Genomic DNA, 15,572 nt, shown 5'->3' with positions numbered 1-15,572 from the left:
GTATGCCACAGCCCTATCGCTGGGGGGGGGGTCCACCCCGCGGGGGGGGGGGGGGGTATAAAAAAAAATAAGAGTTGTTTTTTTTTTTTTTTCTTAGTATTAGTAGGGGGTGTGCCTATTTTCACCCCCGGCGGGTGGGGGGGTTGTTGGGGGCTTAACAGCCAACACCGCCCCCCGTGAGCGCGGGCGCATAAAAAAAAAGCAGAGCCCCGCCCCGGGGGGCGGCGCTGGACCGGCTTATTCGCCGATGTGCTGCTTCAGCCAGGCATTGACGGTGTCGTGCCACAGGATGCTGTTGTTCGGCTTCAGCACCCAGTGGTTCTCATCCGGGAAGTACAGGAACTTCGATTCGATGCCCTGGCGCTGGGCAGCGGTGAACGCAGCCAGGCCCTGCTCGACCGGAATGCGGAAGTCCTGCTGGCCGTGGATCACCAGGATCGGCTTCTTCCAGTCGGCCACGTGGTTGACCGGGTTGAACTTCTCATAGTTCGCCGCCTTCTGGTACGGCGTACCGCCCTGCTCCCACTCGGTGAACCACAGTTCTTCGGTGGCGTAACCCATCATGCGCTGGTCGAACACGCCGTCATGGTTGACCAGGCACTTGAACGGGCTGTTCCAGTTGCCGGCGATCCAGTTGACCATGAAGCCGCCGTAGCTGGCGCCCAGCGCACAGGCCTTTTCACCGTTGAGGAAGGAATACTTCTTCAGCGCCGCGTCCCAGCCCTTCTGCAGGTCTTCCAGCGGGCGGTCGCCCCAGTGCTGGCTGATCGCATCGGTGAAGGCCTGGCCGTAGCCAGTGGAACCGTGGAAGTCGATCATCACCACCGCGTAGCCCTGGCCCGCGTAGGTCTGCGGGTTCCAGCGATAGCTCCAGCCGTTGCCGAAACTGCCCTGCGGACCGCCGTGGATCAGGAATGCGACCGGGTAGGACTTGCCTTCCTGGTAGTTGTGCGGCTTGACCACGTAGCCGTGCACGGTGTCGTTGTTCCAGCCCTTGAACTCGAACTGCTCGTAGTCGCCGAAGGACACGTCCTTCAGTACGTCGCCAGCGGCTGGGGTCAGCGCGCGCAGCTCGCCGATCGGCTGGCCCGCGGCCGGGAGCAGGCCGACCAGCACCTGGTCGTTGCTCTTCAGGCTGTTGCGGGTGATGGCCACGCTGGTGCCGGCCACGTCGACCGAGGTCACGCTGCCGTCGCCGATCAGCCTGGTGGCCTTGCCGCTGGCCACGTCGATCTGGAACAGCGGGTGCTCGCCAAGGTCATCGGCGGTGGTGTAGATGCTGGCGCCGTCGGCGGACAGGGCGATGCCACCGGCCGAACGATCCCACTGCGGGGCGATCTCGCGGGTCTTGCCGCTGGCCAGGTCCATCGCCATCAGGCCGAAGCGGTCGGCCTCGAAGCCCGGGCGCTTCATCGCACGGTAGAACAGGGTCTTGCCGTCCGCACTGAACACCGGGCCGGCATCCCAGGCGGGATTGGACGCGGTCAGGTTGACCGGCGCCTGCTTGCCGGCAGCGTCGAAGCGGTACAGATCGAAATTGGTCGACCACGGTTCCTGCTTGCCGGCCACGCGGATGCTGGCCACCACGCTGGCGCCATCCGGCGACCAAGCGAAATCGTCATTGCCACCGAACGGCTTGGACGGCGCATCACCATCGATGGTGGCGCTCAGCGCCGAAGCGCCCTTGACCGGACCGGCCTTGGCGACCGGCAGCGGCGCCACGAACAGGGTGTTGCGGCGGCCGTCGTTCCAGGTATCCCAGTGGCGCACGAACAGCGAATCGAAGACCTTGCCGCTGGCCTTGGCGCCGGCCACATCCTTCAGCTTCTTCTCGGTGCAGGCCAGGTCCGAGGCGCAGGCCTGGAACACGCCGGCGCTGAACAGCACGCGGTCGTCCTGTGGCGACACGTGGTAGCTGTCCACGTCGACCGCGAAATCGGTCAGCTGGCGCGGGGTGCCACCGCTGAGCGGCTGGGCGTACAGCTGCTGGCTGCCGTTCTTCGCGCTGAGGAAGTACACGGTCTGGCCATCAGCAGACAGCGAGGCGGAATTGACGTTCCAGCCGGCCGGGGTGATCTGCTTCGGCGGTGCCGCGTCGCGGGTACGCAGGTTGCGCGCGAACAGCGCGGTGGAGGCCTTCAGGTTGGCGTCCACGCTGCGCTTGGCGAACACCACGATGCCACCGTCCGCGGTCAGCACCGGCGCGGAGACGCGGTCCATCGCCACCATGTCGCGGACTTCCAGGCCACGGGCAGCGGCAACGCTGGGAAGGGCGGCCAGCAGGCTCAGTGGCAGCAGGGCATGACGCAGTTTCATCGGAGTCTCCGCAGGACGGCAAAAAACCGATGTTAGGCCCGTGCGGCCGGGGCTGCCAAGGCCATCGGTCATGGCTGCGGGCGGGCAGCCGCCAGAAACAGCAAACCCCGCCGGGGCGGGGTTTGCGGGGACACCGGGGTCGGATCCGATTCCGGCGGAATCGGCTCTGACCCCAAAACGCTGTCAGCGCGGGGTCAGAGCCCTTCCTGCAGGAAGGGATCCGACCGCATTGCTTACGCGACTGCGCGCTTGCCGGTGCGGTAGATCAGCCAGCCGACCAGGAACAGCACGGCCAGGCCGATCCACTGTGCGCCCGGCAGGTGGAACGGCACGGCCAGCACGTCGGCGCGGCTGCTGACCACGATCGGAATCGCGATGGCGATGCCCATCAGCGCCTCGCCGGTGATCAGGCCGGCGGCGAACAGCACGCCTGGCTTGTGCACGCGGTCGCGGCCTTCCTCGTCATCGGCACGCACCTTGTGGAAGCGCTCGACCAGGTAGGCGATCAGGCCACCAAGGAAGATCGGCACCATCAGCTCCAGCGGCAGGTAGATACCGATGGCGGCGGCCAGCACCGGCACGCGGAAGCGGGCGTTGCGCGCCTTCAGCCAGCTGTCGAAGGCGATGATGGCGGCGCCGACCACGGCACCGATGCCGATGAAGGTCCACGGCAGTTCGCCACCGAACAGGCCCTTGGCCACCGAGGCCATCAGGTTGGCCTGCGGCGCAGCCAGCGCGTTCGGATGCAGCTCGGACTTCACGCCGATGCCGTAGGCGGTGGCCAGCAGGTTCAGCACCGGGGCCATGATCAGCGCGCACGAGAACGCACCGATGCCCAGCATCAGCTGCTGCTTCCACGGGGTGGCACCGACGATGTAGCCGGCCTTGAGGTCCTGCAGGTTGTCACCGCCGACCGCGGCGGCGCAGCACACCACCGCACCGATCATGATCGCGGCCACCGCACCCAGCGGCGCACCGCCGGCACCGACCGGCTTCAGGCCATCGGCACCGAGCAGCACGACCAGCACGGCCGAGGCGAACAGGATGGTGGAGATGGTGATGCCCGAAACCGGGTTGTTGGACGAACCGATCAGGCCGGCCAGGTAGGCCGAGACCGACACGAACAGGAAGCCGGCGACGATCATGATGAGGGTCATCGGGATCGACACGTGCCACTGGCCGACGATGGCCTGGTACAGGGCCAGCAGCGGCAGCACGAAGGCCACCAGGGCGACCAGCATCCACTTCATCGGCAGGTCGCGCTCGGTGTGCGCCAGCACCGGGCCACCGCTCTTGCGGGCAGCGGCGAAGCCACTCTTGACGCCGTTCAGCAGCGACTTGCGCAGCGAGATCAGGGTCCAGATGCCACCGATCAGCATGGCGCCAACGCCCAGGTAACGCATCTTCGCGCCCCAGATGGCGAACGCGGCTTCGGTGGAGGACGCTGCGGCAACCGACGCGGCCAATGCCGGATCGGTGTTCATGAAGAACGCCTGGTAGATCGGGATGGCGATGTGCCAGGTCAGGATCGAGCCGGACACCACCACGATGCCGACGTTGAGGCCGACGATGTAGCCCACGCCCAGCAGCGCCGGCGACAGGTTGGTGCCGATGAAGGCGGTGACCTTGGAGCTGCCGACATAGGCCGAGGTGGCCCAGGCGTCCGGGATCAGGCGCATGCCGCTTTCCGCGGCCAGCTTCACGAACGCACCGATCACCGCCGACAGGCCGAGGATCTTCAGGCCCGGGCCCGGGTTCTCACCGGCCTTGAGCACTTCGGCCGCGGCCTTGCCTTCCGGGAACGGCAGCGGGTCTTCGACGATCATCGAACGGCGCAGAGGCACCGAGAACAGCACGCCCAGCAGGCCGCCCAGGCCGGCGATGCCCAGCACCCACCAGTACTTGAAGTCCGGCCAGTAGCCCATGATCACCAGCGCCGGAATCGTAAAGATCACACCCGCGGCGATCGACGAGCCGGCCGAGGCACCGGTCTGCACGATGTTGTTTTCAAGGATGGAGCCACCGCCCAGCAGGCGCAGCACGCCCATGGAAATCACCGCGGCGGGAATGGCGGTGGCGATGGTCAGGCCTGCGAACAGACCGAGGTAGGCGTTTGCGGCCGACAGCACCACCGCCAGCACGATGGCCAGGGCCACTGCGCGGAAGGTGAGCTGCTTGGGCGCAGCGTCGTGGTTCATGGAAGCCCCTGCTGGCAAAAAATCCCGATCACGCTAGCGTTCAGGGGGCGGCAAGTCCAGTGCGCATGGTCACCGCAGGACATGGCCCAACGCCCTCCCCGACCCGCTCGGCAAGGCCAACCGGCCGATCCGGCAAGGCCAGGCAACGCCTGCCGCAAAAAGGGGACGGGGGGATCAAGTCGCATTTGTCATAAGCGCCGTGATGCGGCCCATCCCCTTCTATAATCGCGCCCTTTCCGCTGTCCCCGCCGTCGATGACCGTTGCCGCTACCGCCTCCGACGACTTCCTGGGCCATCCCAAGGGCGTCTACGTCTGCTTCTTCACCGAAATGTGGGAGCGCTTCTCCTTCTACGGGATGAAGGCGCTGCTGCTGCTTTACCTCACCAAATACCACCTGTTCGGCGACAAGGCCGGCCTGGATCTCCTGGGCGCCTACGGTGGCCTGGTGTACTGCATCCCGGTATTCGGCGGCATGCTGGCCGACCGCTGGCTGGGCATGCGCCGGGCGGTGCTGTTCGGCGGCATCCTGCTGGTGCTCGGCCACCTCGGCATGGCCTTCGAGGGCCACGCGGCGTACCGGGTCAACGGTGAGGTGGTGCGCGACACCTCGGCGCTGGCGGTGACCTACCTGTCGCTGGCACTGATCATCATGGGCGTGGGCTTCCTGAAGCCGAACATCTCCACCATCGTCGGCAAGCTCTACGCCAAGGACGATCCGCGCCGCGATTCGGGTTTCTCGTTGTTCTACGCCGGCATCAACCTGGGCGCGCTGTTCTCGTCGTTGGTGTGCGGCTTCCTCGGCGAAGCCTACGGCTGGAAATACGGTTTCGGCGCCGCCGGCATCGGCATGCTGGCCGGCCTGGCGATGTTCCTGTGGGGACAGAAATACCTGCAGGGCCACGCCGAACCGCCACAGCCGGCCGCGCTGAAGCAGAAGGTGCTGGGCCTGCCGCGCGAATGGCTCATTTATCTGTGCGCGGTGCTCGGTGTGCTGCCGGTGGCGTGGCTGATGTGGGCGGCTGGCAATGGCGCGTTCGCGCTCGGCGGTGAAATCAGCCTGGCGCTGATGCTGATGCTGGTGGTGCTGGGCGGCGTGCTTGTCTGGTTCGCCTGGTTCACCGGCGCGAAGTGCACGCCGGTGCAGCGCCAGCAGATGATCGCGCTGATGGTACTGATCTTCATGGCGCTGGTGTTCTTCACGATGTACGAGCAGTCCTACGGCTCGTGGGTGACCTTCACCGACCGCCTGCTGACTAAGGACATCGTGCCCTCGCTGGTGATCACCGGCGGCACGCCGCTGCCGTGGTCGATCATCTCGCTGCTGCTGGCACCGCTCGGTTTCGTGGTCAGCGCGCGGTTGTCCGAGCGCCGTCCGGGGTCGTCGGCGCCGCGCACCTTCTTTGCCGCCATCGTCGTACTGATGCTGGTGCTGCTGGTGCGCGACTGTCTGGTGATTCCGCAGACCGCCGGCTCGCTCACCTATCTCGGCGGCCTGTTCCTGGTGCTGCTGGCACCGGCCTTCGCTGCACTGTGGACCTGGATGGACCGCCGCGGCTGGGAGCCGGGCAAGCCGGTGAAGTCGGCCTGGGGCCTGGTGATCGGCGCGCTTTCATTCGTCCCGCTGGCACTGGCCGCACAGCAGGTCGGCGCCACCGGCGAGATGGCCAGCGTGTGGTGGCTGGTGCTGGCCTACTTCCTGCTGGCCAGCGGTGAGATGTGCCTGTCGCCGGTTGGCCTGTCCGCGGTGACCCAGCTTGCGGTGCCGCGGGTGATGAGCCTGATGATGGGCACCTGGTTCCTGGCCACCGCGTTCTCGGAAACGCTGGCCGCATTGTTCGGCAAGCTGGCTGCGATCGAGGTACCGGAAGGCGAATCGCTGGACATGGTGGCCGCGGCTGGTGCCTACGCGCACCTGTTCTGGCTGCTGATGTGGGTCGGCCTCGGCTGCGCGCTGGCGGCTTTCATCGCCGCGCCGTTGCTGAAGAAGATGATGCACGGGGTGAAGTAACCCCACGCACAGGACCCGCGGCGGCGGATGAACCATCGGCCGCCCTTTGCGTCATGGCGCCTTGCCCTTGCTGTCCGCAGCCGCAGTCGTGGCGGTCTTGCCACCCAGGCTGCGTGACAGGAACGCCAGCAGCTTGCCGTAGTACTCGCTGCGATGGACTTCGGTATAGAAGCCGTGCCCTTCGGTCTTGTAGTACAGGCTTTCCACCGGCGTACCGGCACGCTTGAGCGCCGCTTCCATGCGCTCGGTATGCTGGATCGGGGCGCGCTTGTCTTGACCACCGGCCGCCAGGAACACTGGAACCTTGATCTGACCGGCCAGGTTGACCGGCGAGACCGCGCCCAACGTGGCTGGATCACCCAGCCACTCGCGCAGGTAGCTCATCCCGGAGTTCCGGCCCTGGATATCGCCGCCGGTGAACATCAGCGGCAGGTCGTAGACGCCCACATAGCCGGCCGCGCACCGGTACAGCCCTGGCTCGCGGGCAGCACCCATCATCGCCGAGTAGGCCCCGTAGCTGGCACCGTAGATGCAGATGCGCCGGGGATCGGCAATGCCTTCGCTGATTGCCCATCGCGTCGCGTCGGTCACGTCGTCCTGCATCGCGCCACCCCACTGTTTCAGTGCTGCCCGGCTGTGGGCACGGCCATAGTTGCCCGAGCCGCGGAAATTGATCTGCAGCACGGCGTAGCCGGCAGCGGCCAGCAACTGGTTCTCGTGATCGAAACTGCCGTTGTCGAATATCCCGATCGGCCCACCATGCGGCACCACCACCATCGGCAGGTCACGGCCGGTACTGCCATGCGGGACTGTCAGGAATCCATGGAGCTCCAACCCATCGCGCGCCTTCAGCAGGACCGGCCGCACCGACGCAGTGGTCTCCGGGTCAATCCATTCGCTGCGCGCCATCAGGAAGCGCGCCTGGTTGCGGTCGCGGTCGTACAGGTAGAACTCGCCCGGATTGGAACCGGACCCGGTTTCCACCAGCAGGCGGCGACCGTCGCGGGTACTGGAAGTGATGAACACTGCACGGCCGGGGAAGGCTGCTTCCAGGCTGCGGTACAGGCGCGCCTCGTCCGAGCTTTCGTCGAAGAACCGGGTATGCGGTGTGTTTCCCTGGAACAGTGCGCCGACCGGCACGGTGCTGCCCGGGCGGCGGATCAGTCGCGCTGGATCGACGACCTCGTCGCGCAGCACGACCTTGCGCTCCTGCGTGGCCGGGTTCCAGCTGACGATGGCATCGGGGCCGCTGGCCTGCTCACTGAGCAGGTAGGCCAACTGGCCGTCGGCGGAAAAGCCCAGCGCCGCCTCGGCGCGGCCGCTGCGTTTCTCATCATTGACCAGCACCCAGTCACCACCGTTGCGGTGGTAGAGCCGATGGACATTATCGGTACCGGCGCCCTGGACGAAACGCACGTCGCCTCGGGCATCCACCACATAGGAGGCACCCGGCATCGGCGCGCGGGCCAGCAGCCGCTGCTTGCCGCTTGCCAGTTCCAGCTGGGCCGCATAGCCATTGGCATCCAGCCGCGATCCGCCTACCGCGATGACCACGTGGGCATCATCGCCGGGCAGGGCGTCACTGAGGAACGCCGCAGCCGACGTCCGGTACTTGGGCCGCACGCGCAGGCCAAGATCGCGGTAGCCCACCAGTAGTTCCGGTCGCCCGGTGCGCGCATCGAGTGTCAGCAGTTCGCCGGTGGCCCAGGGCGCATCGCGGGTGCCGAACTTCTGCGCCAGACCGAACATCACCTGATCGTTGTTGACCCAGTGCATGTTGAAGACATGCGAATTGAGGGGTGGGCGCAGGTTGCCCACCGGCGTGTTGTCGTCCGTACGAAGGATGATCACAGCGGTGAAGCCGTCCGCAGGCACGGTCGCGGCCAGATAGTCGCCCCCGGGAGACAGCACGACATCGCCGAACTTGTCCGCCCGCACATAGGCGCCCAGATCGATCGCAGCAGCGGTTCCACACCACAATCCCGCCACGATGAGGGCGGCCAGCCAGCGCTTGTGCATCCTTCTCTCCCCTGCCTGGACCCCTTGTCCCGGCTGGCCGATTCTAGGCAGGCCGGTGCCCGGCCCGCCAGTGGCGCACAAAAAACGACGGCACCGTTGCCGGTGCCGTCGTTACCACTACCTTGGAGAGAGAGTCAGGACGTGGGTTCGGGGGGCGTGCGCCAGGTCAATGGACCCCGCGCACCGCCAACGTGAGGGCCAGGATGCTGAGGATCACCGCGATGGTGCCGTCGAGCACGCGCCAGGTGCTGGGCTTGGTGAACAGCGGCGCCAGCAGGCGCGCGCCCAGGCCCTGCGCGGTCAGCCACAGGCAGCTGGCGGTGACCACGCCGGCAGCGAAGGCCATGCGGGCATTGCCGAAGTTCTCGGCGATCGAACCGATCACCATCATGTCCAGCCAGAAGTGCGGGTTGATCAGCGAGAAACCGACCGCGGCCATCAGCACCGCGCGGCGGCTGCCGTCGTCGCTGTCGGCCTCGCCCATGCCGCCGCCACCGGCGATCGCACGGCGTGCCGACTTCATTGCGTACCAGGCCAGGAACGCGACACCCGTCCACAGCACGGCGGTGGTCAGCCACGGCAGTGCCGAGGTGAGCGTGCGCAGGCCGGCCACGCTGGCGAAGATGAAGATCGCATCGATGGCCGCACAGGTGGCAACCACCGGCACGATGTGCTTGCGCAGGATGCCCTGGCGCAGGATGAAGGCGCTCTGGGCCCCGACCACGGCGAACAGGCCGATGCCGGTAGCTGCACCAGAGAACCAGGCACCGAGGCCGGTGCTGGCGGAGATGACCGAGAACATGGGATTCACTGCCTTTACTTGCTTGGGGGACGGTGCCTCGCGAAGGCGGACAGCACCGGAACGAGCGCCATTGTCGCGCCGCAACATGAAAAAGACGAGCTAAACTTTCTAAACCAACATTAGCGGAGCTTAATTCGATGCGTATCGATCATGCCCAGCTGCGCGCCCTGGCCGCGGTGATCCGCGAAGGCAGCTTCGACCGCGCCGCGCAGTCGCTGAATGTCACGCCCTCGGCCATCTCGCAGCGGGTCAAAGCGCTGGAAGATCGGATCGGCCGGCTGCTGGTCAAGCGCGGCACCCCGGCCACCGCCACCGCGGAGGGGCAGCTGCTGGTGCAGCTGGCCGAGCAGACCGCCCTGCTCGAGCATGATGCACTGCACCGGATGGGCCTGGCCGACGAGGATCTGCCACAGGCCAGCATCCCGGTGGCGGTGAACCACGACAGCCTGGAAACCTGGTTCCCGCAGGCGGCCTACCAGTTCGCGCAGACCACCGGCACCACCCTGGACCTGCGCGTGGAGGACCAGGACCACACCGTCGAACTGCTGCGCCAGGGCACGGTGCTGGGCGCGGTGACGACGCTGGACGAGCCGGTGCAGGGTTGCCAGATCCACGCGCTGGGCAGCATCCGCTACGCAGCGACCTGTACGCCCGAGTTCCGCGAGCGCCACTTCGCCAAGGGCGTGACCGCGCAGGCGTTGGCACAGGCCCCGGTGCTGGTGTTCAACCGCAAGGACGACATGCAGTCGCGCTTTGCCCGGCGCATGGCCGGCGACGATCTGCCCAGCACCGCGCCGACCTGGTGGATCCCGTCCACCCGCGCTTTCGTGCAGGCCAACCTGGGCGGCATGGGTTGGACCATGAACCCCCTGCCGCTGGTCAAGCGGCACCTGGATGCTGGACGCCTGGTCTATGTGCGCCAGCGCGCGTGGGAAGACGTACCGCTGTACTGGCAGCACTGGAAAGGCGACGTGCAGACCATGGCGCTGCTGACCCGCGCGGTGCTGGACGCGTCCTCCGCGCTGATCCGGCGCAAGCGCTGAGAAAAAGGGGACGGAGGGGATTAATTCGTCTTTGCCCTGTATGACGTTTGGGCCTTAAACGACTTAATCCCCTCCGTCCCCTTTTTCTCCATCCAATCTCCATGCGCCCTACACACCAGGTCCATGCGTGATGCGGATACTGGCCGGCCGATCACTGCAAGGAAGCCCTGCATGCCTGTATTCGTCCGCGATGCGCGCCCTGAAGACGCTGCCGCCTGCATCGACCTGCGTGGGCGTACCCGCGAAAACGCCTTCAGTGCCTTGCAGCTGGCGGAGCTGGGCATCACCGCGCAGACATGGGCCGAAGGCATCTCCGGTGGCGATTTCATCGGCCGCATCGCCTGGGACGGCGAGCGCATGGCCGGCTACTGCTTCGCCGACCGCGACAGCGGTGAAGTGCTGGTGCTGGCCCTGCTGCCGGATTACGAAGGCCGTGGCATCGGCCGCCAGCTGCTGCAGGAGGTGGTCAGCCTGACCCGCGACGCCGGCCACCGGCGCCTGTTCCTGGCCTGCTCGGCCGACCCGCGATCGCGCTCGCACGGCTTCTATCGGCGCCTGGGCTGGCGTCCGACCGGAGACATCGACGAGGCCGGTGACGAGATTCTTGAGTTGGTTTGATTGACGGCGCCGCCAGGCATCGCCCGGCGCTACCGGGTGAGGATGGCGCGAAGCGCCGGATGCTGCGTTGCATCAAAAAAGGACCGGAACCGGTTAGAATCGCGTCTGGATGCTGCAAGGCGTTGTTTCTTCACGCCCTTTCCCTGCTGCATGCGCATCCTGAACTCCTCCCCTCCGCCAACGATCCCGCCCCCATGAAGAAATTTGGCAAGGCTCTTCTCGCCCTGCTCGTGCTGCTGTTGCTGGCCGCCGCGCTGTTCCTGTACTGGCCGCTGACCCAGCGCTCGGTGCCCGCCGCCAGCAACGACAAGCCCGTCGACGTTGTGCTGGTCGGCGCCGGCATCATGAGCATCACCCTGGCCACCTACCTGCAGGAACTGCAGCCGGACTGGAACATCCAGGTCTACGAACGCCTCGACGGCGTCGCCGGTGAAAGCTCCGATGGCTGGAACAACGCCGGCACCGGCCACTCGGCGTTCGCCGAACTGAACTACACCCCGGAACTGCCCGACGGCAGCATCGAGACCAAGCGCGCGGTCGGCATCGCCGAATCGTTCGAGGTCTCGCGCCAGTTCTGGTCGCACCAGGTCAAGCAAGGCCGGCTGAGCCAGCCCAGCGACTTCATCAACCCGACCCCGCACATGAGCTTCGTCTGGGGCGATGACAACATCGCCTACCTGCACAAGCGCCAGCAGGCCCTGGTGAAGAATCCGCTGTTCTACGGCATGCAGTACTCGGAAGATCCGGCGCAGATCAAGCAGTGGGCCCCGCTGCTGATGGAAGGCCGTGACCCGAAGTAGAAGGTTGCCGCGACCTGGATGCCGCTCGGCACCGACGTCAACTTCGGTGTGATCACCCGCCAGCTGACCACCGGCCTGCAGCGCAGCCCGAACTTCAGCCTGCACCTGAACCATGAAGTGAGCGCGCTGCGGCAGAACGCCGACAAGAGCTGGAACGTAACGGTGAAGGACCTCAAGGCCGGCACCGAGTCCACGACCCACGCCCGCTTCGTGTTCATCGGTGCCGGTGGCGCCGCGCTGAAGCTGCTGCAGATGTCGGGCATCCCGGAATCGAAGGACTACGCCGGCTTCCCGGTCGGTGGCCAGTTCCTCGCCTTCCAGGGCCAGGACGTGACTTCGCGCCACGGCGTGAAGGCCTACGGCATGGCCGAAACCGGTTCGCCGCCGATGTCGGTGCCGCACCTGGATGCGCGCAAGCTGGATGGCAAGCCGGTGGTCCTGTTCGGGCCGTTCGCGCTGTACAGCACCAAGTTCCTCAAGCACGGCTCGTGGTGGGACCTGTACTCGTCGGTCACCCACAACAACGTCGGCCCGATGCTGGAAGTGGGCAAGGACAACCTGGACCTGGTGCAGTACCTGATGGGCCAGGCGCGCCTGAACGATGCCGATCGCCAGGCCGAGCTGGTCAAGTACTTCCCCAACGCCAAGCCGGGCGACTGGAAGCTGGTCACCGCCGGCCAGCGCGTGCAGATCATCAAGCGTGACCCGCTGAAGGGCGCGGTGCTGCAGTTCGGTACCGAGATCGTGACCGACAAGGACCACACCCTCGCCGCCCTGCTCGGCGCTTCGCCGGGTGCGTCGACCTCGCCGCCGATCATGCTGGACCTGATGGCCAAGGCCTTCCCGGACCAGATGAAGGCCGGCTGGGAGACCCGCCTGCGCGAGATCGTGCCGTCGTACGGGCGCAAGCTCAACGACAGCGCGGCGCTGGTGAACGAGATCCGCACACTGACCAGCCAGACCCTGCACCTGCCCTACCTTGAAGTACCGGTGGATGGCAACGCGGCAGCGCCTGCACCGGCCGCAGTTCCGGCCCCGGTTCCGACGCCGGCCAAGGAAAAGCGCAACGCCAATGAGGAACTGCAGGCACTGTAAGCCTGCGCGTTCCTTGAGATGCAGACGGACGGCCACCTTCGGGTGGCCGTTTGCGTTTGGGCGGGCCACCGCCTGTAGAGCCGAGCCCATGCTCGGCTCCGGCAAAAAGCAGCCGAGCATGGCTCGGCTCTACAGAAAGCGATGCCCCGCGCCGGGAACCCTGCGCACAATAACGCGAATTGTAATGTTGTTAAGAAGCATTTACATTGGCACCCTGCGCAGTGACCGCGCCCCTCCCAGATGGACCTGATGTGCCCGAAGCCGCCGCCCCGGGTGCTTGACGACTGTTGCCGCCCTTCCCCCGCTTCCGAGCTTCGAGCCCACCATGTTTCCGACCCTGCCCAACCGCCTGCCCCGCCGCGCGCTGCTGCCGGCTGCCCTGCTTTCGTCGCTGTCCCTGCTGGCCGCACCCAGTGCGTTCGCTGCGGCCGATGGCGCCGCCGATGCCAAGACCCTGGACCGGGTCAGCGTCCATGCCGAGCAGTCCGCTCCGCCATCCAGCACCACCCGCCTGCCGATCACGCTGCAGGAAACCCCGCAGTCGGCCACTGCGATCAGCCTGAAGCGCCTGCAGGACGAATCGCTGTTCAGCATCAACGACGTGATGCGCAACGTCACCGGCGTCAGCGTGTCCTTCTATGACACCCAGCGCCCGCTGTACTACGCACGCGGCTTCGCCATCACTGACTTCCAGGTCGACGGCATCCCGACCTACAGCGGTTCGACCAACCAGGAATACGACACCGCCTTCTACGACCGCATCGAAGTGATCCGCGGCGCCAACGGCCTGCTCAGTGGCGCCGGCGTGCCGTCGGCCACGGTGAACCTGCTGCGCAAGCGCCCGGGCAAGGAGTTCGATGCCTCGTTCGCGGTCAGCGCCGGCAGCTGGGACTATCGGCGCATGGAGGCGGACGTGACCGCACCGCTGACCGATGACGGCCGTTTCCGCAGCCGCGTGGTCGCCGCCTATACCGATCGTGGCCTGTATTACGACCGCTACGACGAGAACAAGATGGCCGGCATGGCGGTGCTGGAGGGCGACGTCACCGACAGCACGACGATCACCCTCGGTTACCAGAGCCAGGACAACAACCCGACCGGCTCGACCTGGGGCACCGTGCCGTTCTTCGACAACCAGGGCAACTTCGCCCACCTGCCGCGTTCGACCAACCTGTCGCCGAAGTGGAGCTACTGGAAGCGCGAGAGCAACACCGCGTTCGCCAACCTCGAACAGCGCTTCGGTGACAACTGGCTGCTGAAGATCAACACCGCCTACACCCGTGGCAACGTACAGAACGTGCGCCTGTACGGCACCGGCAACCCGGACCCGGTGACCGGCTCGGGCATCTTCCTGCGCGCGGCCGCCGGTGATTCCAAGGACACCCGCCGTAATGTCGATGCCTACCTGGCCGGCAGTTTCGATCTGTTCGGCCGTGATCACGACGTGACCCTCGGTGCACAGTGGTCGGACCTGGAAGGCACCACCAACACCCTGGCGCTGAACTACCCGACCGACTGGGCGCGCTGTGGCAGCGAACGCTGCTACTACATCCCCAATGTGTACAGCTGGAACGGCGACATCTCCGAAGTGACCTACCGTCGCACCGGCGCACGTCGCGTCGCCAAGACCACGCAGAGTGGCGTCTACCTGGCCACCCGCCTGCGCCTGGCCGATCCGCTGTCGCTGATTGCCGGTGCGCGGCTGAGCCGCTGGGAAACCCTCAGCCGCTCCTACAACGCGGCAGGCGCGTATACCGGCACCAGCGGCGCCTACAAGGTGAGCGATGAAGTCACTCCGTACGTGGGCCTGGTCTACGACATCACCCCCAACGTGTCGGCCTACGCCAGCTACACCGAGATCTTCAATCCGCAGAACTACAAGGACCGCAACGAGAACCTGCTGGCACCGGTACAGGGCTCGAACCTGGAGGCGGGCATCAAGACGCAGTGGTTCGATGGCCGCCTGACCGCCAATGCCGCCGTGTTCGAAGCCAAGCAGGACAACTACGCGGTGCGTGACATGGGCGTGCCGGAAGGCTCGCTGAGCGATGGCACCTCGGCCTACATCGGCGTCAACGGCACCAAGGCGCGCGGCTGGGAGATGGACGTCAACGGCGAGATCCTGCCGGGCTGGACGGTCAACGCCGGCTACACCCACGTCAAAGTGACCCGCGCCGCCACCGATCTGCTGTACGCCAACCCGCCCAAGGATCTGCTGCAGCTCAACACGCAGCTGCAGCTGCGCGGCGCGCTGGAACGGCTGAGCATCGGTGGCGGCGTGCAGTGGCAGAGCAAGGTACAGGGCTACAACATCGCCTACCCGCTGGGCGGCACGGTCACGGTCAACCAGCCGGCGTACTCGCTGGTGCAGTTCAACGCCAACTACCGCATCAGCGACAACTGGACGGCGACGCTGAGCGTGCGCAATGCGCTGGACAAGACCTACTGGGCCAACCTGGACTACAACAACTTCGGCGAGCCGCGATTCGTGTCGGCCAGCCTGCGCTGGACGTTCTGAGGCAGCTGCGAGGCGGCCGAACTACCGGCCGCAGATCCGCGCTGCCGCCGGTAGGTGTCGACCTTGGTCGACACGGTAGATGCGCCCCGGGGTCGGATCCCTTTCCGCAGAAAAGGGCTCTGACCCCAGGCAACACGAAAGGGCCCGCCTCCGC

General features: G+C 66.3%; 8 protein-coding genes and 1 pseudogene. 5 read left to right on the top strand and 4 right to left on the bottom strand.

Annotated elements, in window-relative coordinates:
- Positions 1-237: 237 nt before the first annotated feature.
- Entirely contained in the window at positions 238-2,316 is a 2,079-nt protein-coding gene (locus tag QRO91_RS04620; protein WP_197619892.1) for a S9 family peptidase, read from the bottom strand.
- 233 nt (positions 2,317-2,549) lie between these two features.
- A complete protein-coding gene (locus QRO91_RS04615) occupies positions 2,550-4,514 on the bottom strand; it encodes an OPT family oligopeptide transporter (RefSeq protein ID WP_100443783.1) in 1,965 nt (654 codons plus the stop codon).
- A 254-nt stretch (positions 4,515-4,768) separates the two neighbouring features.
- Between QRO91_RS04615 and QRO91_RS04610 the strand changes: the two genes are divergently transcribed.
- Entirely contained in the window at positions 4,769-6,523 is a 1,755-nt protein-coding gene (locus QRO91_RS04610; protein ID WP_197619890.1) for a peptide MFS transporter, read from the top strand.
- Between the two features lie 51 nt (positions 6,524-6,574).
- Here QRO91_RS04610 and QRO91_RS04605 read toward each other — a convergent pair whose 3' ends face one another.
- Positions 6,575-8,542, bottom strand: coding sequence for a S9 family peptidase (locus QRO91_RS04605; RefSeq protein ID WP_197619889.1), 1,968 nt, complete (start codon positions 8,540-8,542; stop codon positions 6,575-6,577).
- A gap of 166 nt (positions 8,543-8,708) precedes the next feature.
- Positions 8,709-9,344 carry a LysE/ArgO family amino acid transporter gene (locus QRO91_RS04600; RefSeq protein WP_005408523.1) on the bottom strand — a complete coding sequence of 212 codons (636 nt, stop codon included), beginning with the start codon at positions 9,342-9,344 and terminating at the stop codon, positions 8,709-8,711.
- A 137-nt stretch (positions 9,345-9,481) separates the two neighbouring features.
- Between QRO91_RS04600 and QRO91_RS04595 the strand changes: the two genes are divergently transcribed.
- From QRO91_RS04595 to QRO91_RS04580, 4 genes and pseudogenes are all read left to right on the top strand, one after another.
- On the top strand, positions 9,482-10,387 hold the full coding sequence (locus tag QRO91_RS04595; protein WP_005412604.1) for a LysR family transcriptional regulator ArgP: 906 nt from the start codon (positions 9,482-9,484) through the stop codon (positions 10,385-10,387).
- 171 nt (positions 10,388-10,558) lie between these two features.
- Entirely contained in the window at positions 10,559-11,005 is a 447-nt protein-coding gene (locus QRO91_RS04590) for a GNAT family N-acetyltransferase (RefSeq protein WP_049429988.1), read from the top strand.
- Positions 11,006-11,199: 194 nt separating this feature from the next.
- Positions 11,200-12,900: pseudogene (mqo, locus tag QRO91_RS04585) on the top strand (malate dehydrogenase (quinone)).
- Between the two features lie 325 nt (positions 12,901-13,225).
- Positions 13,226-15,418: a TonB-dependent siderophore receptor gene (locus QRO91_RS04580; RefSeq protein WP_197619887.1), complete on the top strand. Its 2,193-nt coding sequence runs from the start codon at positions 13,226-13,228 to the stop codon at positions 15,416-15,418.
- The last annotated feature ends 154 nt before the right edge of the window (positions 15,419-15,572 follow it).

It is taken from the genome of Stenotrophomonas maltophilia group sp. Smal32, from assembly GCF_030237085.1.
Classification (GTDB): domain Bacteria; phylum Pseudomonadota; class Gammaproteobacteria; order Xanthomonadales; family Xanthomonadaceae; genus Stenotrophomonas; species Stenotrophomonas maltophilia_Q.
The sequence above is the reverse complement of the archived record's forward strand: the minus strand, read 5'-3'. Positions and strand labels throughout refer to the sequence as shown.